At 50.9% G+C, this 24,026-nt stretch carries 21 protein-coding genes and 1 tRNA gene; 10 read left to right on the top strand and 12 right to left on the bottom strand.

All coding sequences use genetic code 11. The annotated features are described in order from the left end of the window. Positions 1-29: 29 nt before the first annotated feature. Genes AC52PS_RS04670 through ptsP form a run of 4 tightly spaced genes read right to left on the bottom strand, consistent with a single transcriptional unit; the run spans position 30 to position 6,142 of the window. The gene (locus AC52PS_RS04670) at positions 30-1,370 is read right to left on the bottom strand and encodes a DUF8515 domain-containing protein (RefSeq protein WP_495561875.1); all 1,341 of its coding nucleotides are present in this window, start codon (positions 1,368-1,370) and stop codon (positions 30-32) included. A gap of 44 nt (positions 1,371-1,414) precedes the next feature. Further along, positions 1,415-2,893, bottom strand: a complete 1,479-nt coding sequence (locus AC52PS_RS04665) for a MerR family transcriptional regulator (RefSeq protein WP_495561874.1) — start codon at positions 2,891-2,893, stop codon at positions 1,415-1,417. Further along, positions 2,890-4,413 (bottom strand): ribosome biogenesis GTPase Der, encoded by a 1,524-nt coding sequence (der, locus tag AC52PS_RS04660; protein ID WP_495561873.1) that lies wholly within the window; start codon positions 4,411-4,413, stop codon positions 2,890-2,892. Before der ends, AC52PS_RS04665 begins: the two co-directional genes overlap by 4 nt. Then, on the bottom strand, positions 4,397-6,142 hold the full coding sequence (gene ptsP / locus AC52PS_RS04655; protein WP_495561872.1) for a phosphoenolpyruvate--protein phosphotransferase: 1,746 nt from the start codon (positions 6,140-6,142) through the stop codon (positions 4,397-4,399). The genes der and ptsP overlap by 17 nt, the downstream gene beginning before the upstream one ends. Before the next feature lie 108 nt (positions 6,143-6,250). Here ptsP and AC52PS_RS04650 point away from each other — a divergent pair, with 108 nt between their 5' ends. Together AC52PS_RS04650 and AC52PS_RS04645 are read left to right on the top strand one after the other, a co-directional pair. Then, positions 6,251-7,231, top strand: coding sequence for a GerMN domain-containing protein (locus tag AC52PS_RS04650; protein WP_495561871.1), 981 nt, complete (start codon positions 6,251-6,253; stop codon positions 7,229-7,231). A 31-nt stretch (positions 7,232-7,262) separates the two neighbouring features. After that, the gene (locus tag AC52PS_RS04645) at positions 7,263-7,919 is read left to right on the top strand and encodes a hypothetical protein (RefSeq protein WP_495561870.1); all 657 of its coding nucleotides are present in this window, start codon (positions 7,263-7,265) and stop codon (positions 7,917-7,919) included. Positions 7,920-7,933: 14 nt separating this feature from the next. On the opposite strand, the gene AC52PS_RS04640 is transcribed toward AC52PS_RS04645, so the two are convergent. Together AC52PS_RS04640 and AC52PS_RS04635 are read right to left on the bottom strand one after the other, a co-directional pair. Next, positions 7,934-8,794, bottom strand: coding sequence for a TlyA family RNA methyltransferase (locus AC52PS_RS04640; RefSeq protein WP_495561869.1), 861 nt, complete (start codon positions 8,792-8,794; stop codon positions 7,934-7,936). Beyond that, positions 8,794-9,585, bottom strand: a complete 792-nt coding sequence (locus AC52PS_RS04635) for a TIGR00282 family metallophosphoesterase (RefSeq protein ID WP_495561868.1) — start codon at positions 9,583-9,585, stop codon at positions 8,794-8,796. Before AC52PS_RS04635 ends, AC52PS_RS04640 begins: the two co-directional genes overlap by 1 nt. 274 nt (positions 9,586-9,859) lie before the next feature. Between AC52PS_RS04635 and AC52PS_RS04630 the strand changes: the two genes are divergently transcribed. Further along, the gene (locus tag AC52PS_RS04630; RefSeq protein ID WP_495561867.1) at positions 9,860-10,639 is read left to right on the top strand and encodes an FMN-binding protein; all 780 of its coding nucleotides are present in this window, start codon (positions 9,860-9,862) and stop codon (positions 10,637-10,639) included. A gap of 273 nt (positions 10,640-10,912) precedes the next feature. Here the strand turns inward: AC52PS_RS04630 and AC52PS_RS04625 are convergent, their stop codons facing one another. The 6 genes from AC52PS_RS04625 to AC52PS_RS04600 form a co-directional block, all read right to left on the bottom strand. Then, positions 10,913-12,802 (bottom strand): sensor histidine kinase, encoded by a 1,890-nt coding sequence (locus AC52PS_RS04625; RefSeq protein ID WP_495561866.1) that lies wholly within the window; start codon positions 12,800-12,802, stop codon positions 10,913-10,915. 98 nt (positions 12,803-12,900) lie between these two features. Continuing rightward, complete coding sequence (rny, locus tag AC52PS_RS04620; protein WP_495561865.1) at positions 12,901-14,430, bottom strand: ribonuclease Y; 1,530 nt, start codon at positions 14,428-14,430, stop codon at positions 12,901-12,903. Positions 14,431-14,568: 138 nt separating this feature from the next. Continuing rightward, positions 14,569-15,753 carry a glycine C-acetyltransferase gene (locus tag AC52PS_RS04615; RefSeq protein WP_495561864.1) on the bottom strand — a complete coding sequence of 395 codons (1,185 nt, stop codon included), beginning with the start codon at positions 15,751-15,753 and terminating at the stop codon, positions 14,569-14,571. A 40-nt stretch (positions 15,754-15,793) separates the two neighbouring features. Next, positions 15,794-17,248, bottom strand: coding sequence for a Gx transporter family protein (locus AC52PS_RS04610; RefSeq protein ID WP_495561863.1), 1,455 nt, complete (start codon positions 17,246-17,248; stop codon positions 15,794-15,796). Beyond that, complete coding sequence (locus AC52PS_RS04605) at positions 17,238-18,188, bottom strand: TIGR01212 family radical SAM protein (RefSeq protein WP_495561862.1); 951 nt, start codon at positions 18,186-18,188, stop codon at positions 17,238-17,240. Before AC52PS_RS04605 ends, AC52PS_RS04610 begins: the two co-directional genes overlap by 11 nt. A 249-nt stretch (positions 18,189-18,437) precedes the next feature. After that, positions 18,438-18,511 (bottom strand) — tRNA-Arg (locus AC52PS_RS04600). A gap of 112 nt (positions 18,512-18,623) precedes the next feature. Between AC52PS_RS04600 and AC52PS_RS04595 the strand changes: the two genes are divergently transcribed. The 7 genes from AC52PS_RS04595 (at position 18,624) to AC52PS_RS04565 (ending at position 23,999) form a co-directional block, all read left to right on the top strand. After that, positions 18,624-18,860 carry a hypothetical protein gene (locus AC52PS_RS04595; RefSeq protein ID WP_495561861.1) on the top strand — a complete coding sequence of 79 codons (237 nt, stop codon included), beginning with the start codon at positions 18,624-18,626 and terminating at the stop codon, positions 18,858-18,860. A 123-nt stretch (positions 18,861-18,983) separates the two neighbouring features. Next, positions 18,984-19,670, top strand: coding sequence for a Maf family protein (locus tag AC52PS_RS04590; protein ID WP_495561860.1), 687 nt, complete (start codon positions 18,984-18,986; stop codon positions 19,668-19,670). 160 nt (positions 19,671-19,830) lie between these two features. After that, on the top strand, positions 19,831-20,805 hold the full coding sequence (rpsB, locus tag AC52PS_RS04585; RefSeq protein ID WP_495561859.1) for a 30S ribosomal protein S2: 975 nt from the start codon (positions 19,831-19,833) through the stop codon (positions 20,803-20,805). A 102-nt stretch (positions 20,806-20,907) separates the two neighbouring features. Continuing rightward, the gene (gene tsf, locus AC52PS_RS04580) at positions 20,908-21,753 is read left to right on the top strand and encodes a translation elongation factor Ts (protein WP_495561858.1); all 846 of its coding nucleotides are present in this window, start codon (positions 20,908-20,910) and stop codon (positions 21,751-21,753) included. Between the two features lie 103 nt (positions 21,754-21,856). Beyond that, on the top strand, positions 21,857-22,411 hold the full coding sequence (frr, locus tag AC52PS_RS04575; RefSeq protein WP_495561857.1) for a ribosome recycling factor: 555 nt from the start codon (positions 21,857-21,859) through the stop codon (positions 22,409-22,411). Continuing rightward, positions 22,408-23,106, top strand: coding sequence for a polyprenyl diphosphate synthase (gene uppS, locus AC52PS_RS04570; RefSeq protein ID WP_495561856.1), 699 nt, complete (start codon positions 22,408-22,410; stop codon positions 23,104-23,106). Before frr ends, uppS begins: the two co-directional genes overlap by 4 nt. Then, a complete protein-coding gene (locus AC52PS_RS04565) occupies positions 23,103-23,999 on the top strand; it encodes a phosphatidate cytidylyltransferase (protein ID WP_495561855.1) in 897 nt (298 codons plus the stop codon). Before uppS ends, AC52PS_RS04565 begins: the two co-directional genes overlap by 4 nt. Positions 24,000-24,026: the final 27 nt, after the last annotated feature.

Here is a 24,026-nt window from a genome sequence, read left to right as displayed (position 1 = left end):
CCTAAAGATACAGTCAGTGAATCGGTTTTTCAATTAACTCCGGGAATTTCCGGCAAAATATACTTTTCTGTGGGAGTAATTCTCACAAGGTGAACATACTTACCCGGATAGCGCCGTCTCAGGGACTCGGGTGAAGACTCCACGTTCCGTTCGAGAACCGCAATTCGGAACCTGCCGCTGTCATCGAAGTAGGGAAACAGAACCACCACATGGAAATGCTGCCACAACACCGGATCGCTGCCGAATTCTCCGTTGATGCTGCCCAGGTAGAAGTCCCCGGGGTTTTCACGGGCCTGGAGATACATGACCTGGACAAGCCGGTCCACCGGATACCCAAGATCATCCCGGTATTCAACATAGGGCGTATTGCGCACATCCATGGCTTCAGGCCGGCGCCGGATAATCTCCTCAAGCCCGGAGGGCTCGGCACCCCGGGATACGGCGTCCATTGCCACCGCCAGGTTCCGTGTCCAGTCAAGCCCGAAATACGGGTCCCGGGACTCCTCGAATTTCCGGCTCAGTTCCGTCCCCCGGTACTCCGGATGCCGGGTTTTCAGCAGCTCAACGTCGCTCAAGCCGCCGCTGAGGGGAAGGTACATGCCGTCCACCACAAATTTCGCAAAGCCTGAGCAGTTAAATCCCGGCAGGCTGTGAAGCCCCAGGGTTTCGATACGCACCATATTGCCCTGGGCGTCCATGGCTCCGTCTTCGCTGTCAGGAAGAGCGGGAAGAATTAAGCGGAGATTTTCAAGAATCTCTCTCATGGCCGTATATTCGGATAGATCGCTTGGGGCCGACAACTGCTCCCAGGGTATCCGCCCCCCCGCCAATTCAAGTATGCGGTTAATATCAGTTTGAATTATTTCATTAATTTCTAGAAAGATAGGAATCCTGTTATAGAGTCTGGTGCCGAACAGGGAGAGGGAGAGTTCGCTTCTTCCTCCCCTGGGGTGAATTCTCAGCACCAGAGCACCAATTTCATCCAGAAAGATCTTTACCTGATCGATGTCACCGGTACTCCGGCTTCGGCGGATGATCATATTTCCCGGCGAAATATCGGGAAATCGGTTTTCCCTCTCATGCTTGAAAATGAGATACAGACGATCATCCATTTCCTGCACCTCAAATTTAACCAGAATTGAGCTGAACGGATCGCTAAGAACCCGACCCTCTGAAGGGGAAATCATACTGTAGGGGGCTGTTATGGTATCGATAAGTGATCGTCTGGCCATGGAAGTGTCGGGTACACTAAGGGCCTGGGCGGGAAGTTGGTGGATTGCGAAAAAAAACAGGAGGGCGAGCATGGTTCGGGAGGAATGGAATACCGGAAATCGCCTGCTTCTCTGTGTGGCCGTATACGCCTTCTTCATAAAATCCTCCTGATAGATTCGAAAAAGGGGCGGATACCGCAAAATCAGATATACAATCCCTTCAGCCCCCCGGGGGCCTGAGAGTCGTCGGCACCGCCGGCACCCCGCCGCTGCATTTCTTCCCGGTTTCGGGCAAAGAGGGGACTGATCTCCACATCTCCCCTGCCGGGATACGTGCTCAGCCAGGAACGGTGCATCCGACTCATCTGAGATGAAAGTTCATCGGGGCTGTACCACTCTTTTCCGTAGAAGGGGGGGAAATATTCCCATTGACTGGGACGCAGAAGCCCCCGGGTTTCCGGGGAATGGATTATCAGATACCCCTTCTGTGCCAAAGTATCGGCGTATTGGAGGCGGACATTGATATTTCCGGATAAATGTGACGGAGATATATGTACCGGTCGAAGTCGATCCATGGGGCGTATCTTGAAATACATCTCGCCGGGAATTCGCCCCCCTCCTCCTGAAGGAAGATAGCCCCTGAGCACCGGATGGCTGTTGGCAAACAGTTCGGCAATCGCCGACTCATCGGGGAGAGGAATGAGCGGATGCTCCAGGCTGAGCAGCTGACCAAAACGGAAATCGTGTTCAAGAAGGTAGGGCATCATCAGCCTGCGCAGAGCAAAGAGTGCACCGGCATCTCCGGTACTCAGTTCGTCGTAGTCCGGCTGGGGAAGAATGATCAGTGATTTCCGGGGAATTCCGAAGTACCCATGCTTATTCATCAGCCCTAAAAGATGGTAAAAATGACGTTTCCGCACGGTAATTACCCAGAGAGGGTAATTACCATAAGCTCCAGCAGCAGCAGTGATCTTTTCTGCCGCATATTCAAGGGCTGAAAGTCTGCGTAAAGGAGTAACCAGTTTCCCGCCGGCATATGAGGCATCCAGCGTGGAGCGGTAGGGGTCGGGAGTAATTACCAGCCAGCGCCCGTCGGCCATAATAGACTCGGGGAGCACAGTCCCCGCCCTGCCGGACGCACTGGAGTCCCCGGAGTCCCGGAGAGAACCGGTCTCAACCCCGCCGGCGGCTCCGTCTTCTAGAAACGAAGCCAGCTCCGATTCCAGGGCGGCGTAATTATCTCCACGAAAGAGTTCATCGGGGGAGAAAAACTGAAGGGGATGCACCAGTTCGCCCCTGCTTTCGGTCCAGGCGGGAGCTGCGTGGCTGCCCGGGGGCAGACGGTATTTGAGGGCAAGACGGTTGGCCGCCTGAACAGACTGGAGCCGGGTTTTCAGTAAGTCATGCCGGATCTGGAGAAACCTGGCAGTCATGTCCAGGGAGTCTCCTTCAAGTTCCTGAAACAGCATGTGCACGGCCTGCTGGAGGGAGCGTCCATCCCGCCGGGTTAGCCGGAGAATTCGGGAGAAGAGATATATATCTTTTAGATTATACACCTTCCTGCCCCGTTGATCGTAGGACGTACTGATAATGGGAAGGTGTTCTTCGATGTATCGGATGTGGTGTACTTTGCAATCCAGCACCCGGCAGATTTCCGGAAGCAGAAATCCCTGATGTTTCATGTTCTCCGCGAGTCCCTGAGCTCAAACTGAATAGGTATATTTCCCAATGCAAAGTCTTTGCGGACACGGTTTTTAATAAAACCCACATAGCTTTCGGGAAAGTCCTTCTTTCTGTTCACAAAAAGAATGAATTTCATGGGCAGTACACTCACCTGGGTAATATACTTCACCTTCCAGAAAAAGCCTTTCCTGGAAGGGGGCGGGGTATGCTCCTGCCAGGCCTTCAACTTCTGGTTCAGCACACCGGTTCCAAGACGGGTGTACAGCTGCCTCTGAATTTTCAGACTGGTTTGAAGAAGCTCCTGAACTCCGCTGCCTTCCTTTGCCGAGATGGGGAGAATGGGTGCAAATTCCAGAACGGGAAACAGGAAGTTTATGCGGTCCCGCACCGCCTGTATGCGGTTGGGGATATCTTCCAGCAAATCCCACTTATTTACCGCCAGAATAATGCCCCGGCCGTGTTTCACCACCTGAGCTGAAATTTTCTTATCTTGTTCCGAAAGCCCCTTCTCCGCATCAATCATCAGAACCACCACCTCGGATTGTTCAATGGCCGATATAGCCCGGGTGACCGAATAATACTCCAGGTTTTCGTGAACCCGATTTTTTCTCCGGATACCTGCGGTATCCAGGAGCCGGAATTTTTTATCTCTATATGCAAAGCTGCCCTCAAGCACATCCCGGGTGGTGCCTGCAATTTCAGATACCAGGGAGTTTTCCGTTCCTGTCAGGGCATTGGAAAGGGTGCTTTTTCCCGTATTGGGCTGACCCAATATGGCCAGTGAGATGTCCCAGGGTTGGGACGCCCGCTTATCCAGACGGAGAAGTTTTTCAGCATCGATTGAGATGCCCTCCTGGGCGGCCTCCGCTTGAATTTCTTCTATGTCCTGCTGAAGCAGTTCCCGGACTTCTGCTCTGAGTTCCTCGATTTCAGTTGATGTAAGACTGTGTTCGTTGATCCGCCTATGCTCCGCAGCCTCAATCCTGAGCTTCAGTTCCTCAGCCAGCTCATCAATTCCTTCACCGTGGGTTGCGGAAATAGGGAAGATGGTATCGAATCCCAAACGGTAGTATTCCCATACCATCTGTTCCCGCTGTTCGTTATCAACCTTATTCACAGCAAGAATGATCCTGTCGGAAAGCTGACGCAGCCGGTTGATAAATTCCTCATCTTCCGGGGTCACTTCCGTTACATCCAGCACAAACACCAGAATATCCGCTTGTTCAATAGTTGAAAGACTCTTACTGGTAATGAGGGTGTCCAGATAGTCTTTTGATTCGGTGAGCCCCCCGGTGTCTATGAGCATGCATGCGGTCTGATCAAATTCAGCCCGCTGAAATATGGGATCGCGGGTGACGCCGGGTGTGGGATCGGTAATCGCTTTCCGGCTTCCGATGAAACGGTTAAAAAGGGTAGATTTACCCACATTGGGGCGTCCCACAATGGCTACACGGGGCAACACCGCTTTATCCACCTCATCCAGACGGCGGATCAGCTGTTCTTTATCCTGTAATGTCAAATTTATCCTCCATGGTGGTGGACACAAAGTCCACTATGGCATCCGGGGAATCCATCTCCAGCACTCTTCCTACAAATTCTTCGGCTTCAAGAATTGATGTGGACCGGATAATCTGTTTGATCTGGGGGATACCGAAGGAGCTCATGCTGAACTCATCCAGTCCGAGACCGAGAAGAATGAGAGTGTAGAGGGGATCCCCTGCCATTTCACCGCACATGCCGGCGGATATTCCCGCTTTGTGGGCGTTGTCGATGATCATCTTCAAACTCCGGATTATTCCGGGATGAAGAGGGTCATAGAGATATGCCACATGTTCGTTGCCCCGGTCAACTGCCAGAGTGTACTGAATCAGGTCATTTGTACCTATGGAGAAAAAATTGCTATGTTTCGCGAGCAAATCGCTTGTCATGGCGGCACTTGGGACTTCAATCATGATTCCCGCGGGAATATTATCCGCCATGGGAATATCTTCTTCCTGAAGTTCAAGTTTTACCGCTTGAAATATGGCAAGGGCTTCTTTCAGCTCCTGGACCCCGGAGATCAGGGGGAACATAATCCGCAGGTTTCCGTGTACGCTGGCCCGGAGAAGAGCCCTCAACTGGGTACGGAATATATCCACATGGGAAAGACAAAAACGGATTGCCCGCCAGCCGAGAATAGGATTTTTCTCAACCCCACCGTGAAGGTTCATGCTATGCATCAGCTTGTCCCCCCCCAGATCCAGGGTGCGTATGGTCACCGGGCGCCGTTTCATGGCGGAGAGTACACGGCTGTATGAATCGTATTGCTCTTCCTCATCTGGAAGGCTGGAAGATTTCATAAACAGAAACTCTGAACGGTAAAGACCAATGCCGGCCGCACCGTGGCTTTCTACCGCATCTACCTCTTCGGGGATTTCAATATTGGCCTTCAGGCTGAGTACCTTTCCGTCTATAGTCTCCGCCGGCAGCTCATTGAGACGCATGAGCTGAATCTCCCGTTTTTGAACCGCTTGCTGCTTTCTGGAGTAGCTTTCCCGGGTTTGCTCATCCGGTTCCAGATACACAATCCCCTTGTATCCGTCCATTACAATAAAATCGCCGGAATTCACCCGTTGAGAAATATCTCCCAGACCAAGCACGGCGGGGATTTCAAATGCCCGGGCGATAATCGCGGTGTGAGAAGTTTTACCCCCGCCGTCCATGGCTATACCCTTTACCCGCATTTTATCCATGGCAATTGCATCGCTGGGCATGAGATCATGACATATCAGAATGACATCTTCATCCAGGGTGGAAAGGTCCGCCCGTTCATCAGAAAGGAGATTGTTAATAATTCGTTTGCTAACATCGTGGAGGTCGGCTGTACGTTCCCGGATATAATCGTCCTTCACCGCTTCCAGCTTCTTCACCAGATCCTGCATGAGATCGAAAAGGACGTATTCAACATTTGTGAGCTGCTCGTAAAGCCCCGCCTGAACCTTGTGTCCAAGATCGGGGTCGTTCAGCATGAGCATATGGGTATCCAGCATTTGACGCTCATTGGGCTGAAGAGGAGTGTCACCCTGGTTTTTAATCTGCTCTATCTCACTAATTGCCGCCTGGACTGCCTGGCTGAAACGCTCGTACTCCCGGCTGACCATATCCTCATCGATATCGTAGCGGGGAATTTCATTCTGATCGTCCTGAAGAACCAGAACCGCACATTGAGATATACCTGGACTGGCCGAAATTCCCCGGAGTTCCTTCATAATACATCAAACTATAGAGCAGAAATATCACAGCTGTCAAATTGATGGTGACAAGTGAAACTTCACATATAATGCCCCCGAAGCTTTGTTCCGATAGCTATTAAAGAGATGACAAAACAGGATAAAAAACGAAAAACATCACTTGGCGTGCTCTTCTGGATCGCCGCCATACTACTCATACTGGTGGTATTCCTCTTCAACAGAAGCAATATTGAACAGGTCATGGAGAGTACCGGCCTGGTTGAAGTGATCAACCAGCGGATCGGCATGGACGGGGACGAACAGCAAGATGATGAGATTCAGGATGAAGAAACGCTCCCCATGGAAGATCGGGAGGAAGAAGACCCCTCCATGGAAGAGGATCTTCCAAACGAAAAAGAAGAGGATCTTCCAAACGGAGAAACCGACGACAGCCCTTCTGAATCCGGTTCTCAATCTGAACCCGGTGAAGACGAGCAAGGAACAAATGAGCAGACGGTAAATGAGCCGACAGATGATGGATCGACCCCATCCTCATCTCAGGAGACAAACGGCTCCTCCTCTCAAAGCGATGATAATGGAGACAGTCAGACGGAACCCCAGGAAGATTCTAATACGGAACAGACTGACGGCGGTTCCGGAGAACCGGGAGAATCCGAAGAAGGATCTCAGCCGGCGGTTCAGCCCAAGGTGAGAGAGTTCTCTATATATTTGGTGCATATTGATGATGCCGGGGATATACGTGTGAGGTCGGAAGCGGTGGAAGTTGAATTCACAAGCAGTCCCCTTACCCGCACGTTGGAGACTCTTTTTGAGCAGCCTCAGGAGAGTCAGGGGGGCTCTGTTCGGAACCTTATTCCCTCCCGCAGCCGGATACACCGGGTTTGGGTGGATGAGGGAGTAGCATATATCGATGTAAATGAATCATTCCGCTTCAACCCTATCGGCATGGAGGGACACAGACTCCAGCTTGCACAGGTGATAAACACCGCAACCCAATTCCCCACAGTGGATGCAATCCGTATTCTCATTGACGGTGAACGCTTCGATTTTCTGGGAGGAGAGGGAACATTTATCGGTAAGGCGCTGTATCCCGGGGATTACCCCTGATTTTCCACTCCACATGCATTATACATGTAGAGTGACCATAATACATCTTACCCGGCGTTCCATGACCGCCGATCTGCCGAGATCCATCTCTCGTTTTCTCAACACCAAGACGGCCTTGCTGATAATTGCGGGGCTGTTCCTGCTGAGTGTTCCCACAGCCAATGTTTTTACCGACAGCCCTGAGCTTTCCGCAGTCCTAGAGCGAAGCCTCAGTGTGGGCAGCGGAAGGGAGCTGAGCCGGGGAAGCTATGGAACGGGTGCGCGCATTACCTTCACCCCAAATTTCCTGGAGTTTTCTCCTGTTTTTGCATTGGGGATTCCCCTGGACCTTGGCGCGGGCATCCAGTTGCCCCTTCCCGATTCGGTGCAGGCAATCATTTACCAGAAGGCTGGAGCAGGGGCTCAACTGCGTTTTCGGGGCAGCCCTGCATTGCGGTTCACCCTCGATATTCAGGGCGGTGCATACCTGCGGCAGGTCCGGTATCTTCGCTATGGTGATACCGAAAATTCTTCGGTGGTGAACTCATATATGGAAGCGGGCCCGGGTCTTGAGCTGAGTTTTCCCCGGCGGCAAAAGAGTGACCTGAAATTTATTCTCAGGGTGAATCCGGGGTACGGGCTGCTCTTCGCCAGAGATACCAACGCATCGTATATATCATTGCGTATATTCAGCGGACTGACCTGGTAGCCGCCTCCCCGCTCTCACGCCTGTAATGGTTCCCGATTCAGTGCCAGTAAGGCAAAATACTCCTGGTTGCCCTGCCCTCCCTTCAAGCCAGATGGCCAGTGATTTTTCACTTCCACGCCCTGTTCGAAAAGCCGTTTGAAGGTATTTTCGAGTATTTGCAATGCAATGTTCTCATCGCTGATAACCCCGCTAAATTCGGGAATCTGAATATCAGAATATTCCAGTTCGAACTGTGGCTTCAACAGTGCAAGCAACAGCTTTCCGGAGGTAAGCTGGAGAATGTGACGGGCAACCCCTTCCATGCTGCGAAATGAGAGATCCGCCACAGCCAATTCCGGGGGAGGCTCAAGCTCTCCTGGTTGAATTGACATTATATTGCAGCGTTCCCGCACGTGGACACGGGGATCCCGCCGCAGCCGGTAATCCAGCTGGTTGTATCCTACATCAACTGCATGGATTGTAGCAGCCCCTCTCTTCAGCAGACAGTCGGTGAATCCCCCCGTGGAGGCTCCTGCGTCGAGAATTACCCTGTTGTGGTAGTGAAAACCGTCAAAATCGGCTTTTTCAAGAACGGAATCGAGCTTAAAACCGCCCCGGCTAACAAATGAAGGTGCACTCTTCAAAGTCCCTCCGGATTGATTCCAAGGCTTAGATGCTTCGCCGCTGTCCGGATGGCCGGGAAGCCCTTCCACATGCAGCTGGGCGTCTGAAGCCACCGCTGCACCCGGTTGCTTCTCCCGATGACCGTTCACCCAGACATCACCATGAAGTACCCGGGCATACAGCCATTCTCTGGTCTGCTCAGGAAAGCGGAGGACCAGAAGGTCCAGGAGTTTTTTTCGCGGTTTTCCGGATTTTTTACGGCTGGTTGACATTAAAATCCCGCAGCTTCTTTCACCGGAAATATTTCGGTGCTTATAAGGGGATGCTGATCATCAAAGCGAATGACCAGGGCACTCACAATTGCTGCATTTTCACTCACTTCATTTCTCAGGGGAAGGTCGGTGAGATGTCTCTGAATTCCGATATGAGCATCAAAACCGATAATGCTCTGATCCGGACCGGTGGAACCGATATCGGTAATAAATCCTGCTCCAGAGGATAGGATTCTCTGATCTGCAGTCTGAATATGGGTGTGGGTTCCGAACAATGCGGTAATTTTTCCATCCAGGTAATACGCAAGAGCTTCTTTTTCCTGGGGATTTTCAGCATGGAAGTCCACAATGACCGCATCGGCTTCGGATTTTACTTTTCTCAGCAGTTCGTTCGCTTTTTTAAAGGGGCAGTCTATAGGCCACATTCCGTAGCGACCCTGAAGATTTAACACGGCAATCCGAACACCGCCGGCGGAAAAAACGCAGCTGCCGTGCCCGGGATTACCCGATGGGTAATTTGCCGGTCGCAAAATCATAGGCTGCTCATCCAGGTAGCGGTAAATATCACGCTGCTGCCAGATATGGTTTCCAGAAGTAATTACATCGGCACCGGACTGAAAGATGGTATCCGCCAATTCCGGGGTTAGCCCGAACCCGTCACTGGCATTTTCCCCGTTTACAATTGTGAGATCGGCCTTGTAGGTCTTTTTCATCTTCGGTAGCATGGCAAATAATGCACGCATTCCGGGTTGGCCGACGATATCGCCTATTGCAAGTATTGTGCGTTCCATTTTTCAGCTCCTGAGGGCATAGTCGCCTGCAAATCTACCACAAAGCGTTGCCCTCTCCAACTGCCAAAAGCCGGGGAATCGATGTTTCAGAGGAACATCGTGTACGGATTCTTATGAGGCGCTCTATATTTTTCTTTTTTTATATTCCGTTTCTGTTATATTTGATAATTTTTTATAGAATCCGCCCTGGCTCATTGCCCGTTTAATATTTTGAATATATAATCGGGATGAACACGGAGAAACGTGTACATTTTACATATCTTGGAGGCTTATAATGAGATCAGCTTACAAAATCTTAAGCATTACGGTACTGGCAGTTATCAGTATCGCCCTGATCGGCTGTGGCAGCAGTTCATCATATACAGACGGTGTATATTTCGCCATGGAAGACGGATATTCCGACAGCGGCTGGCGTTACAATGTCACCCTGGTGGTTGAAGACGGAGAATTCACCGAGGTAACCTGGAACGGTTCAAATATCAATGGCGGTATCGATAAGATTTCCCTCTCCGAAGAAGGGGGATATCCGATGGTTGAACAGGGCGGTGCAATGGCGGACTGGCACGTACAATCGGCAGCTGTTGAGGAATACTTCCTGGAAAACCAGTCAACCGACCAGCCGGATGCAATCAGCGGCGCGACAATTCATTATGATGAGTTCTACGCATTGGTTAACAAAGCCCTTGAAAACGGCCCCACAGGTTACGGCCCTTATGAAGATGGCAATTACCGTGCCAGCGCCGAGGAGTTCAGCAACGGTTGGAAGTATTTCGTGGATATCACCGTAATTTCCGGCTACGTTACTTCCGCTCACTGGGATGCCATTCCTGAAGAAGAGGGAACCAACAAGGCTCAACGTTCACGTGACGGGGAATACGGTATGGTGGAAAACGGCGGTGCAATTGCTCCTTGGTGGGAACAGGCTCGCGCGGTTGAAGAAGCGTTTATTGCAAGCCAGAGTGTAACTGCGCCCGATTCTATCTCCGGTGCAACAATCGGCATCGACACATTCTACAACCTGGCATCTGAAGCACTTGAAGGTGCAGAGCGCTAAGATTCCACCGGAATCTTTCCGGCTCTGCCGGGATGTCACCAAACGGCCGCCGTGGTTTATCCCGGCTGGCCGTTTTTTTTCGCCCCTGAGCCGAAGAGTTTGTCCGCCGTCTGGGTTTCGGCAGGTTTGCCCGTCCACCGGTTTCGGCGGTTTTGTCCGTCGCCTCAGATTCGGCAGGTTTGTCAGCCGTCTGGGGTTTCGCATATTGTAGAGCAAGTGTCCAAAATACCTGATTACTTGCAGGATGCAAGTTATACAGGTTGATAGACGGGGTCAGGCATCCTGTCCCATTGGGAAGGAGCCGGGAATAAACAGACAGAATCGGATACTACTGGATGGGTGGGTAGAACCGTTAATTTCTACACTCAGCTGCCCTTCAAGCTGTTCCACCATAGACTTTACAAGCTGAAGGCCCGTACCGCCGTCTTCTTCAATACTGAATTCGGAAGGTACGCCGACGCCGTTATCAGAAACGTGTAATGCAAGCCCCTGTTCATGGGATTCGAGCAGAATGGTTACCTTCGCTGTTGCACCGGGTATTGTCGATTCATTCAGGGCGCCGCTATCTGTTTTGGATGCGGCGGGGTTTGCTGCCCCGTTCTTTTTTGCTGCGGGAAACGCGTATTTAAAGGAGTTGGTAATCAGCTCCACGGTCACAAGCCCGATAATGCTTGCATATTCAAACGGAACCTGCATGGGCGTCAGATGAACGTTCATGGAAATTCCTTTTTCAGCACTGTTGTACATCCGGGACAGATCGTGAATAAGGGGATGAAGATAAGATTTTAATGCTATTCCATCGGGTGTCTCATGTTCGGAAGCCATTTCATGAACGGAGCTGATTGATTGGACTTTCGCAATGATATCATTGATGCTTTCATATACATCGGGATCCTGATGATACTGAAATTTCAAACTGATAAGCGAAGATAATACCTGGAAATTATTTTTAATTCTGTGATGAGTCTCCCTGATCAGCAATTCCTTGTTGGCCAGCGATTCCTCCAAAGCGGCTTCTTTCAACCGCCGTTCCAGATTCCTTTGCCGGATCAGAAAAAACAAACCGATAATCAGCAGGGTCTCTATAATTAGTGCGCTGAGAACAAGAATTACATACAGACCGTATTTGGCAAATAGGGTATCGGGTCGATTTATGAGGCGGCTGTCGCCGGGAATTCGAATCCTGGAAATTCCGTTCTGTGATGCCGCCTGTAGATCAATAATATTGGTAACTGCAATTTCGGTTTCAGCCATTGTGGAGGCGGTTCCCCGGAGTATTTCCCGAGTCATCTCCGCCACTCCCCTGGCGTAACCTTCAGCACTGGTCATGGCCCCGCCGACAATTCCCGTATCCGCAATGCTGTCATACATCCCGAAAATGGGAATAGAACTCTCCTGAACGATCCCCGGCAATTCTTTGGCAAGGGTGTAACTGCTTCCCCCGCTATCCTGTGAATAGGAAATCATTATTGCAAGTTCCCGTTCATCGGCGTTGCCCAATCTCTCCTTTAACTGGGGAAGGGGTAAACCGATCAGCCACTCGACCTGACGTTCATCGGGCAGCACATCCAGCACCGATTCCACCAGCTCAACATAGTGGAGATCGCTGCTGTGGGTACCGGAGATAAATACCAGCTTATCCTTTTGGGGAAGGAGCTGCCGGGTAAGGTCCAGGGTTTTCCTGGTGGCAGAGCGGAACGCCGAGGGAAAAATATAGCTGTTTCCCCTGCCTCCGTCCATACGTCGGATAGTCTCCACCTGCACCGGTGTGGCCAGGGTATAGATCACCGGGATATCCATGGTGGTCAACAGACCGCTGGAAATAAAAAAATCTATTACCCCGGGGAGAAACGCTACAATCACATCCGGATCTTCTATACTCATATCCCAGAGCAGATACCGGGAGATCACCTCCATGTCATCGCGATTTCTGATATTTTCCGTATCCAGATAATGCAGCTGCATATTCACCTCCCCGGACCAGGCTTCCCGAAGAGATTCCAGATAGATCGAATTAAATGTCTGCTGCCATGCACCGGCCTCTTCCGAGGCATGAATTACATAGGCGGTGAGGGGCTCTGAAAATAGATGGGGAGTAAATAGCAACAGGAGAGATGGCAGGATTAAAACACGGAAACGCCGACAACTCATCATGTCCTTCATACTAACAGAAAAACGGGGAAGCTGCAGAGATTTGTTACAAAAAAAGGCTGCACAGGAAGCTCCCGTGCAGCCTTTTCGTGCTGAATTTTAATAAGATATCAGCGTGCGTATTCCACAATCCGGGTTTCACGTATCATTGTAACTTTAATACGTCCAGGATAGCGAAGCTCTGCTTCAATCCGTTTGGCAATGTCCCGGGCGATTTCCCGGGCTTCATTATCACTGACTTTTTCGTGGTCTACCATAATCCGAAGTTCCCGACCCGCCTGAATAGCGTATGCTTTATCCACACCGTCAAAATCCTCGGCAATCTTTTCCAGGTTTTCCAGACGCTTAATATAATTATCAAGGGTCTCCCGGCGTGCACCGGGGCGGGAAGCACTCAATGCATCTGCGATCTGAACGATTACCGATTCCACACAGCTGTGGGGCACATCGCCGTGATGGGATGCGATTGCGTTTATTACCCGCTCATCCTCACCGGTTCGCTTGGCAAGTTCCACTCCAAGTTCAACATGGTTGGAATCGCCGTCGGATTCTATTCCCTTACCCACATCATGGAGCAAACCTGCTCTGCGGGCAATTTCCGTATCAGCGCCCACTTCTGCGGCGATCATGCCGGCAAAAACCGCCACTTCCTTGGAATGGGCCAGCACATTCTGCCCGTAGCTGGTTCTGAACACCAGCCGGCCGATTCCCCGAATACCTTCTGGTTTCATGTGGTGGATACCCAGATCGAAGAGTACCTTTTCACCTTCTTCGAAGACGTACTGGCTGATCTCCTGAGTAACTTTCTGCACCACTTCTTCGATGCGGGTTGGATGGATCCGCCCGTCACTGATCAGCCGTTCAAGGCTGCGCCGGGCAATCTCTTTCCGCACCGGATCGAAGCAGGAAACCACAACGGCTTCCGGAGTGTCATCAATGATGATATCCACCCCGGTAAGGGTTTCCAGAGTTCGGATATTTCGTCCTTCACGGCCGATTATCCGTCCCTTCATTTCATCGTTGGGAAGATTAACTGAGGCGACGGTAACTTCCGCATTCACCTCGCTGGCCATTCGCTGGATGGTGGAAATAAGAATTTCCCGCCCCTTGCGCTCAGCGGTAATCTGTCCTTCCTGCTCGATTTTATGAATGAGCGCCTGGGCGTCATGCCGGGCCTCATCCTCCAATGATGAGATAATCAGTTTTTTCGCTTCATCTCGGGTGAGACTGGAAACACGTTCCAGCTCATTCCGCCAATTATCTTCCTGCCTGCCGAGCTCTTGCTCGCGGACCTGTATTTTCCTCTCGCGGTCAGCGAATGTCGACTGCTGTTGTTCGACATAGGCCAGTTTTTCGTCTAGGTTTTCTTCCTTCTGGAGAAGTCGTTTCTCGAATTTATTGAGTTCTTGTCTTCGTTCTCGAAACTCACGTTCCTGTGTATTTCTTTCTCGTAGAAGTTCATCTTTTGTTTCTAATACCAATTCCCTTTTCAGGGCCTCGGCTTCCTTTACAGCATCACGTTTTAACCGCTCACTCTTCTGTTCAGAAGAGGTAAGCTGAAATCTGGCATAAAGCCAGCGTATTGTCCAACCTAGAATCAATCCCGCAAGAGGAAGGGTTATATAAAGTACGATGTTCATACTTCCCTCCACTCTAGGGTTGTCTTATTCAAATTAGGAGATTCACCACGCTTTGTCAAGCTTTCTGCATTAACAGGAATCAGACAGTGCCAATAGCGTTTTTTTCTCCGATTTGTCTATTTTGATCAACGCGACGGCTCATGCTTCCTTTCGAGAAGCGGCAAAGGCTGCCAGGGCCCGGTCAAGATCTTCACGGCTGTGTGCGGCGGAAATTTGTACTCTCACCCGGGCCTTTCCCCTGGGAACCACGGGGAATGAGAAGGCCACGGCATAGATTTTCTCCGTGAATAGTTTCCCGGCAGTTTCAACTGCCAGTTTTTCATCATAGAGCATAATTGGAATGATCGGATGCTCCGCCTCGGGGACATGGAACCCTAAATCAAGAAGACCTTTTCGGAAGTATTCAGTATTCTTCCACACAGCTTTCCTGAGTTCCGGATGCCGTTTTCGCAATTCCAGGGCTTTCAGGGATGCGGCAACAATCGGCGGAGCCAAAGAATTTGAGAAAAGATAGGGGCGGCTTCGCTGACGCAGAAGTTCGATAATCTCCTTCCTTCCGGACGTGTATCCGCCGCTGGCTCCCCCCAGAGCTTTTCCCAGAGTTCCGGTGATAATATCCACCCTATCCTGAACTCCGAACATCTCGGGTGTACCCGCTCCGCTGTTTCCCACGAATCCCACCGCATGACTGTCATCCACCATCACCATTGCGTCAAATTGATCGGCGGCCCGGCAAATATCCTTCAGAGGCGCATAGGTACCGTCCATACTGAACACGCCGTCGGTTGCAATGAGGATATGCCGGGAGCCCGCATCCCTGGCTTCCTGTAGTTTGGATGCCAGATCTTCCATGTCACGGTTCTTATAGCGGTATCGGGCAGCCTTGGATAGCCGGATACCGTCAATAATGCTGGCATGATTCAGTTCATCTGAAATAATGGCATCTTCCTTTCCCAGAATGGTTTCAAAGAGTCCGCCGTTGGCATCGAAACAGGACGAATAAAGAATGGTATCGTCACTGCCCAGCATTTCAGAGATTTCCTTTTCCAGTTCACGATGCCGGTCCTGGGTTCCGCAGATGAAGCGCACCGAACTCATGCCGAAGCCCCGCTGGGCCAGGCTTTCTCCCGCCGCCTTGATTATTTCCGGATGATCGCTTAATCCCAGATAGTTATTTGCACAGAAATTCAAATATTCCCCTTCTTCCTCCTGGAGGGTAAAGTGGGGGTTTTGGGGACTTGTAATGGTAAATTCATGTTTCCATAAGCCTGATGATTCAATTTCATCCAACTGATTGCGTAGATCTTTACGAAATGTGCTCATGTTCACTCCTTGTATGTATCAGTATAACACCGGGAGATGATCAGGAAAGAATGAAATTTGAAAATAGGAGCGGCAGGGCGATGAGCATATCAATCAGCAGGATAATCAGCCCCTGAACCCAAAGCGGTGGATGGGGCGCAGCAGCGGTTTTGTGAGCATATTCCCCCCGATCGGTGCCAGGCGATGCCCCGTCTGTGGACGATTCCCGGGTTTCCTCAAAGGGAAGATCGGAGAGTTCAAACAGAACTCTGTCAATCCGCCCTACCAGTCCGCCGATCCGGGCCTGCTTGCGAAACTCATAAATATGCTCAAAAAATCTCAGGGTTGCAGAGATCAACTTCCCCAGGGTACCCGGAATTTTCAAATCTTTCCTGATGGAGAACAGGGAAATAAAGACAAACCCGATAATGGTCAACCCTCTTCCCAGCCCGGAAAGCAGTGCTCCCCGGGTAATGGCGAAGCCTCCAATATAGGCAAGTACCCGTCCCTGGGGTACCAGGGCGTGAAAGAACGTTACCGACGCAAGGAGAAAAATGAAATAGGTGTACAGCAGCCGTTTCCCCGCCATGCGGGTAAGAACCCCGAGGGTAAGCACTTGGATAAAACGGGCAGCGGGATCCTGGGTGATAAGATATATGGGGAGTACGCTCAAGCCGGCGATAAACGCGGCGTTGGTACTGAGAAGTTGCTGCAGGGGACCCCAGCGCCGTGACCGGCGGCGAGAAGGGGATGATCGGGCCCCCTCAAGGGATGCATTGGCCGCTTCCTCCGCTTCCTCCAACTGAACATCGCTATCCAACTGAACATCACTATACGGCGGAGCATCACCATCTGCCCGAATATCCGCTGCGAGATTTCCCGAGTAATGAATGGATCTCTCTGCCAAGCCATTTTCTGTTGTTCCCATGCGCACATACTGAAGGTAAAACCAGCGGGAGCGCCTGGACAGCAGTTCAGCAAGAACTCCGATTACCACACCAGCGGCGAATCCCAGACCGTAAAAAAGGGGCAGAATGACCCAGGCTTGCTGTCCGAAGATCACAAGTACCGAAAAAAGGCTCTGAACAGTATTGCTTGCCAGGGCTCCTCCAAGGCTGAGACCAAGGTAGCTGAGCCTGCCCGGCAGGAGACGATAGAGCCCGTACATCAGAAAGAATGAAGCAAAACTTCCGGTGAGACTGAGCAAAAATACATAACTTGCCAGGGTGCCGTTTACCAGACCCTGCCCCAGCACTTTTAACAGGGTAAGGGTGAGGAGACCGGGCAGATCCAGAAGGGGAAATGCAAGAAGAATTGGCAGATTTGCAAGTCCGAGTCGGAAAAACGGCACCGGTCGGGGAAACAGGTACTCTAAAGTGGCAGCGAACATGCTGAATGCGGCAAACATGGCAATGTATTTCAAGCGGCGAATTCGCTCATTCTCCTGCTCATGGAGCAATCCGCCGTTCCCGGAAACGGGTGTTGAAGGGGGAGTGGAATCGGATTTACGGCTCATATTTACGTCCCTGCCATGTATTACGCTGCTCCAGCTCCGCCTCGAACATGGCGGTAAAACGGTAGTTCTTCATACCCTTCCAGGATTCGTGCTCATGGATCACCAGCTGCTCCGCTGCGTCGGCACAGAGGCGCTCGATTTGTATATCCGGCCGTATACGCTCTATCACATCAAGAAGTGTATCAGCATAATCCTGAACTGTCAGAGATTTCCGGGGAAGCGAGGAGATCTTCTTTCCCGATGCGGCCAGTTCTCCCCAGGGGCTTTTTCGGATAAGCTGCAGCTGATGAAATTTCAGCATGGAGAGAGGTAGGTGATTGATATATTCCGGGAGCATGTGCAGCTGATCTTCACCGGGAAGCCCGATTATAATGTGAGCGCCTGCGGGGATGTTTCGTATCTCAAGATCCCGGAGAGCGGAACGAATCTGGGCGGGGGAAACACCCCGCCTGGCCTCCCGCAAAGCTGAGGGACTGAAGCTCTCGACTCCCAGTTCCACCCTGATATCCTTTGTTTTCGGTTTCGATTCACATTTTTTCGGTTCCGCAACATATTTTTTCGATTCCGATTCACCGGAAGGTATAGACGGCCAGCGCTGCCTTGAGAGCCGCGCAAGGGCATCAAGAATTTCCGATGGAAGGCAATCCGGACGGGTTCCGATTACCAGTGAGTGCACCTCCGGTAGTTCCAGCAATGCAGCGTACATCTGCTCAAGATGAAGGGGCTGCCCAAGCGTTCCGGTATATCCCTGAACGTATGCAATATACTTTTGCTCGGGGTATTTTTCCCGAAATTTTTCCATTCCTGCATAAAACTGCTCCACAGGATCCAGCTGCCCCCTGCTGTCCGGGGGAAGAAAGCTGTCCGGATTGCAGAAGGCACAGCCGCCGCCCCGCTGTTTGGGGCAGGCACGCTCCAGGGTGATACTGATTTTCTGCACACGGCTGCCCTCAGCACGTTTCAGTTCACGGCCCCGAAGGAAGAGTCGATGGGAACCTTGCCAGATGTTACGGCATTCTTGGAGAGTCATGGTATTCCCTGAATATTGAATGGCCTGACCATTGAATTGGATGGAGAGAGTGAACGTGAATGGAAACTTGAGACGCTGTTGGGGAGATATCCATCCTGGGGATTTGATATTGCCTGAAGGAAACGTTTCGGGAAATGGGGTGCACCTTTGAAAAAATTATGAGCTCGGCGGGATTCGAACCCACGACCTTCGCCTCCGGAGGGCGACGCTCTATCCAGCTGAGCTACGAACCCATATAATTGATGAGCAATACACTACTCAATGTTCACAGCAGTGTCAATAGTGTATAATCTGAGCTGCTGTGCATTGCAGCCTGCACATCTTCTGTGTACAATTCCTCTCACTATGAAGTTAAGCGCTAAAACCCGCCCCCACCTGCTTCGCCTGCTTTTTCTTGGGCTGATGCTTGGAACGTTGAGCTGGGGGATTATTGAAAAAGTTGCCGCCCTTTCCGGCCTTCCTTTTGATGTCAGCCTGGGTCCAATCGGCTTTGACATCTATGTAATATCCGCGTATATCCGCATAAATCCCGGTTCAGTACTGGGAGCATTTCTGGGGTACCGATTGTTTGCAAGCGCATAGCAAATTTATGATTCGGCCAAAACTTCAGCAATGTGCGTCCCCTTCTGTGCCCTCCTTAGAATATAATACCCTACAAGAGATAGTATACCCGGTGGAGAACTGGGAAACACAAAGGAGAACACAATGATTCAGTCCCACCCCTTCGTTTTGGCCAGCGCATCTCCACAGCGCAGCACCCTGCTGAGGCAAATGGGGCTTGAATTCAGCGTACATCCGGTTGATATGGATGAGGATCACCGCAAGGGGGCAGACGCCCGGGAACTGGTGCGCCTGCTGGCCAAAGAAAAACTTGAACTCAGGCTGAACACAGAGGGTAACTACGACCCCGGCTCATGTATCCTGGCTGCGGACACCATCGTGGCCCTGGATAGGCACAGACTGGGAAAACCGGCGGATGAACGGCAGGCCGAAGAATTTCTGGACCGACTTTCCGGGAGGAAGCATCAGGTAATCACCGGTCTAGCGCTCTACTTGCCCGAATCCCTTTCGGCGGATATCCCGGCCCTGGAGGGGCAAATCCCGGGGGATATAGAGTGCATGGCAACAGGTTCTTCCGCAACCACGGCTGTATTGCCGGGAACGGTCGCAGTGGCCCATGCAAGCACCGATATTTCCCTTAAGCATCTTGAATCGGATGAAATCCAGGCATATCTGGATTGGGGGGAATTCAGGGGAGCCGCCGGCGGCTACAGAGTCCAGGGCCGTGCAGGTTGTTTCCTCACAGGAATTTCCGGCTCCTACACCAATGTCGTGGGCTTGCCAATTGAGCTCTTATATGCCATACTCCGCCGAACTTCTTTCTGGCAGTGAAGCAAATCCCCGATAACCGGGGGGCAGAAGCGGTCAGTAATAGAAGAAATCTTCCGTATTCACCTGCAGCCAGGAACTTTATCTGGATTCTGCAGCGGAATATGAGACAAAGAGATGAGTGCAGGCCCCGGGACTCACGGGAAACCTGCGAGGAGGAAACGTGGCAGTAGTCACTATGAAGAATCTCCTGGAGTCAGGAGTACATTTCGGTCATCAGACCAAGCGCTGGGATCCCCGGATGAAGAAATTTATCTTTGCAGAACGTAACGGGATTCACATCATCGACCTGCAGAAAACCATTGTTTGTATTAAGGAGGCCTACGAGGCTGTCCGCAAAACGGTTCTGCAGAACAAGTCCGTACTATTTATCGGTACCAAAAAACAGGCCCAGGGCGCCATTAAAGATCAGGCTGAACGCTGCGGCATGTACTTTGTGAACAACCGCTGGCTCGGCGGAATGCTCACAAACTTTTCCACCATCAAAAAATCCCTTCTTCGCTTGAAAAAGCTCGAAAAGATGGAAGTGGATGGAACCTACGAAAGCCTTACCAAGAAAGAAATTGCGAAACTCAACAAAGAGAAGACAAAGCTGGAAAAGAACCTTGGCGGGATCAAAGATATGAAAGATCTCCCCGGGATCGCATTCGTAATCGATACCCGGAAGGAAGCCATCGCGGTTGCCGAAGCACGGAGAATGGGCATACCTATTGTTGCAGTAGTGGACACCAATTCCAATCCCGAAGGAATTGATTTCCCCATCCCTGGAAACGACGACGCGATCCGCGCCATCACCCTGTTCACTGAAATTATCGCTAACGCGGTTGTTGAAGCTGATAATGAAGCCGGTCTTCAAGTAATTGAAAGCCTGGGTGACGATGATGAAGTGGTTGAAGCGGATGCCGGTGCCGATCGGGAAGATGAATCAAGTGAGATCACCGCCCCTGTAGCAGTTCAGGTTGACGAAGAGGCAGCAGAAGAAGTGGTGGAAGAAAAGGAAGAAGACGGCTTTGCCGCCGAAGATTATTCTGATTACACCCCGGGCAATGATGAAAAACCTGCTCCCGAAAAACCCAGAGAAATGGAAGTTGCAGACGAAGCGGGTATAGACGAAGACAAACTCTACGAAGAAGATTAGGTTCGAAGAGATTATGTGAACCGGCCTGAGCCATACCACAGCTCCGGCCGTTATAAACCGATAAATCATATATAATACGGCGTGTAATGTAAGGAGAAATCAATGGCAATAAGTGCTGCAGATGTGAAAAAACTGCGTGAAAAAACCGGTGCAGGAATGATGGACTGTAAGAAAGCCCTGAATGAAGCAGAGGGTGATTTCAGCCGGGCAGTGGAAATACTGAAAGAATTGGGACTTGCGGCGGTGGCAAAACGCTCCGGTCGATCAACCGAAGAGGGCAGAATCTTTACCTATGTGGGAGATGATGTTGCCGGAATTATGGAAATCAGCTGCGAAACCGACTTCGTAGCCCGAAATGCTGAATTCGCCAGCACCGGTGCCAAGCTTGTTGAAGATGCGGTAGTTCAGAACCTCCCCGCTGATGACGAAGGACTGGTTAACCGGGTTAACGAACTTGCGGCAACCATTAAAGAAAACATGACCATCCGACGCTTTCAGCGCAAGGAACTGGGCTCAAATCAGTCAGCTGTGGCGTATGTCCATGGTGAAGCCGGAAGCCTGGGCGTACTTCTCACCCTGCAGCTTTCTTCTCCCGAGCTGAAAGACAACGAAGCAGTTGGGACACTGGGTAAAGACCTGGCCATGCATGCGGCGGCTTTCAGTCCCCTCTACCTGAATGAAGACGCAGTTGAATCCAGCTACCTTGCAGAACAGGAAAAAATCTTTAAAACACAGGCGGAAAACATGGACAAACCCGCCCATGTTATTGAAGGAATTATTAAAGGAAAGCTGAAAAAACATCTCAAGGAAATCTGCTTTACCGAACAGGGATTTGTGAAAGATGACAAGCGCTCCGTTGCCCAGGTTCTGAAAGATACCGGAAAAGAAGTAGGCGGTGAGATCAAACTTGTTGATTACATTGTTTTCCGGGCAGGCGAAGAACTGTAATTCGGGTTATACTGAAGTTACTTCCGGCTCCATTCGCATGCATAGGATGGAGCCGTTCTGCACCCGGGGGTTCCCGGAAAAATCAATGCGGAGGATACAGCCAATGGACAGTGTGTTAAAGAGCCATGAAGACAGGATGAAGAAGTCCGTGAAGAATCTGGAAGAGGAGTTCAATAATCTTCGCACCGGACGGGCCAGCGCCTCACTTTTCGACAAGATCCGGGTGGACTACTACGGAAGCCCCACCCCCCTGAATCAGGTTGCAAATATCAGCGTACCTGAAGCCAGGTTGGTGGTTATTCAGCCCTGGGATAAGAGTCTTATCGGTGAAATTGAGAAAGCCATCCAGAAGTCCGAACTCTCCCTGAATCCCGCCAGTGACGGGAAAGTGATTCGCATCAGCATTCCGCCGCTTACAGAAGACCGTCGGAAGGAGCTGGTAAAACTTGCCAAACAGATTGCCGAACAGAGCAGGGTTGCGGTTCGAAATATTCGCCGGGATGCCAATGATGAGCTGAAGAAGCAGGAAAAAGAGAGCGAGATCAGTGAAGATGACCTGAAGCGGGGAGAAGACGAGGTTCAGAAACTTACAGATTCATATGTGAAGAAAATTGATGAGCTTCTCGACGCCAAGGAAAAGGAGATCATGGAGGTTTGAGTTCATCAATCCCCACGCATGTCGGCATCATTATGGACGGTAACGGCCGCTGGGCCCGGGAAAGAAGCCTTCCCCGGACCGCAGGTCATAATGAGGGCTTGAAAGCTGCCAAGAAGATCGTCAAAGCCGTTCATGATGCCGGTATTTCCTACCTGACCCTTTATACCTTCTCTACGGAAAACTGGAAACGAACAGAAGAGGAAGTCTCTTTCCTTATGAAACTCATCAAGACAAGTCTCCGAAAGGAATATGAGTTTTATAAGGAAAATGATATCCGGGTGGTTCACTCGGGGGATCTTTCGGTACTCCCCGGGGATATACAGGATGAAATTCAACTCGTTGAAGAGGACACATCCCACTTCACCTCCCTTGTGGTGAATCTCGCCATAAACTATGGGGGACGGGATGAGATTGTACGCGCCGCAACCAGAGCTTTATCGGCTAATCCTGAGCCGGGCGGCGGCATCTCTGAAGAGCAGATCCGCAATAATCTGGATTGCCCGGAGATACCCGATCTTGATCTGATAATCCGCAGCGGCGGGGAACAGCGCTTGAGTAATTTTATGCTATGGAGAAGCAGCTATGCAGAAATCTTCTTCAGTCAAACCCTCTGGCCGGACTTCAACGAAGTGGAATTTCATAAAATTCTTCAGTGGTTCACGTCCCGAACGAGGCGCTATGGAGGGACAACATGAATTCTCACAAAGACGGTGAAAAGCGCAGACCCTCACGAAACCTCATTCAACGGCTTGTCCTTTTTGCCGTTGCGGTGCCCGCCATAATTCTGGTAATTTTTCTGGAAGCCGATCGTTTTCACTGGCCGTTGAACCTGGTATTACTGTTCATCGCCGTCCCCAGCGCATTTGAAGCAGCCCGGCTTTTTGGCTTCAATCCCTGGAAAACCAAACCCAGAACCATCGGGGTTTTTCTCAGCGGGCTGTCTCTCCCACTGGTTTCATTTTTATGGGTGTGCGGACTAATCAGAACAGAATTTCTTTTTCCCGTATACACGGGCATGGTCATGAGCATTTTGTTTGTTCAGGTTTTCCGCCAGCAGCACAAGGTGAAAAAAATCTCTCCGGGAATCGGTAAACATTTGGCAACCCTGGCCTATCCGGGGCTTCTAATATCCCATCTAATAATGATCAGCGCCCTACCTCATGCAACAATTCTGTATCTCACATTTATCGCCGGTGTTTTTTCCAATGACAGCATGGCATACGTGGGAGGCCGGCTATTCGGGGCCAAAAGTTACCATCCGGTGGCTATCAGCCCGAACAAAACCATGGCAGGGTTTCTTATCGGCTTCTTATTCAGTCCTGTTGCGGTGACAGTGGTGTACTTTCTGGCACCCCAGGCATTTCCTTCAGGCATTCATGTGGCGCTGATCCTTGGATTACTCATAGGATTCACTACCATTGTGGGAGACTTGATTGAGTCCGGCCTGAAACGCTCGGCGAAGATCAAGGATTCGGGTGAAGCAATTCCCGGCAGAGGTGGTCTTCTTGACAGCCTTGATAGTATCTTGTTCACTGCTCCGGTGTTCTTCTATGCATACCAGATCCTCACCGGCATCTGGGTGCTGTAACATAGCGGGTATTACGGAATTGCTGAA

It is taken from the genome of Salinispira sp. (genome assembly GCF_059431795.1).
Note: the sequence above shows the minus strand (reverse complement) of the source record. Positions and strands in the feature narration are given on the sequence as shown.

What these genes read in the sequence shown, in the direction of transcription:
- AC52PS_RS04670 (WP_495561875.1), bottom strand. Translation starts at nt 1,370, where the DNA reads ATGAAGAAGGCGTATACGGCCACACAGAGAAGCAGGCGATTTCCGGTA.
- AC52PS_RS04665 (WP_495561874.1), bottom strand. Translation starts at nt 2,893, where the DNA reads ATGAAACATCAGGGATTTCTGCTTCCGGAAATCTGCCGGGTGCTGGAT.
- ptsP (WP_495561872.1), bottom strand. Translation starts at nt 6,142, where the DNA reads ATGAAGGAACTCCGGGGAATTTCGGCCAGTCCAGGTATATCTCAATGT.
- AC52PS_RS04650 (WP_495561871.1), top strand. Translation starts at nt 6,251, where the DNA reads ATGACAAAACAGGATAAAAAACGAAAAACATCACTTGGCGTGCTCTTC.
- AC52PS_RS04640 (WP_495561869.1), bottom strand. Translation starts at nt 8,794, where the DNA reads ATGTCAACCAGCCGTAAAAAATCCGGAAAACCGCGAAAAAAACTCCTG.
- AC52PS_RS04635 (WP_495561868.1), bottom strand. Translation starts at nt 9,585, where the DNA reads ATGGAACGCACAATACTTGCAATAGGCGATATCGTCGGCCAACCCGGA.
- AC52PS_RS04630 (WP_495561867.1), top strand. Translation starts at nt 9,860, where the DNA reads ATGAGATCAGCTTACAAAATCTTAAGCATTACGGTACTGGCAGTTATC.
- AC52PS_RS04625 (WP_495561866.1), bottom strand. Translation starts at nt 12,802, where the DNA reads ATGAAGGACATGATGAGTTGTCGGCGTTTCCGTGTTTTAATCCTGCCA.
- rny (WP_495561865.1), bottom strand. Translation starts at nt 14,430, where the DNA reads ATGAACATCGTACTTTATATAACCCTTCCTCTTGCGGGATTGATTCTA.
- AC52PS_RS04615 (WP_495561864.1), bottom strand. Translation starts at nt 15,753, where the DNA reads ATGAGCACATTTCGTAAAGATCTACGCAATCAGTTGGATGAAATTGAA.
- AC52PS_RS04610 (WP_495561863.1), bottom strand. Translation starts at nt 17,248, where the DNA reads ATGAGCCGTAAATCCGATTCCACTCCCCCTTCAACACCCGTTTCCGGG.
- AC52PS_RS04595 (WP_495561861.1), top strand. Translation starts at nt 18,624, where the DNA reads ATGAAGTTAAGCGCTAAAACCCGCCCCCACCTGCTTCGCCTGCTTTTT.
- AC52PS_RS04590 (WP_495561860.1), top strand. Translation starts at nt 18,984, where the DNA reads ATGATTCAGTCCCACCCCTTCGTTTTGGCCAGCGCATCTCCACAGCGC.
- tsf (WP_495561858.1), top strand. Translation starts at nt 20,908, where the DNA reads ATGGCAATAAGTGCTGCAGATGTGAAAAAACTGCGTGAAAAAACCGGT.
- frr (WP_495561857.1), top strand. Translation starts at nt 21,857, where the DNA reads ATGGACAGTGTGTTAAAGAGCCATGAAGACAGGATGAAGAAGTCCGTG.
- AC52PS_RS04565 (WP_495561855.1), top strand. Translation starts at nt 23,103, where the DNA reads ATGAATTCTCACAAAGACGGTGAAAAGCGCAGACCCTCACGAAACCTC.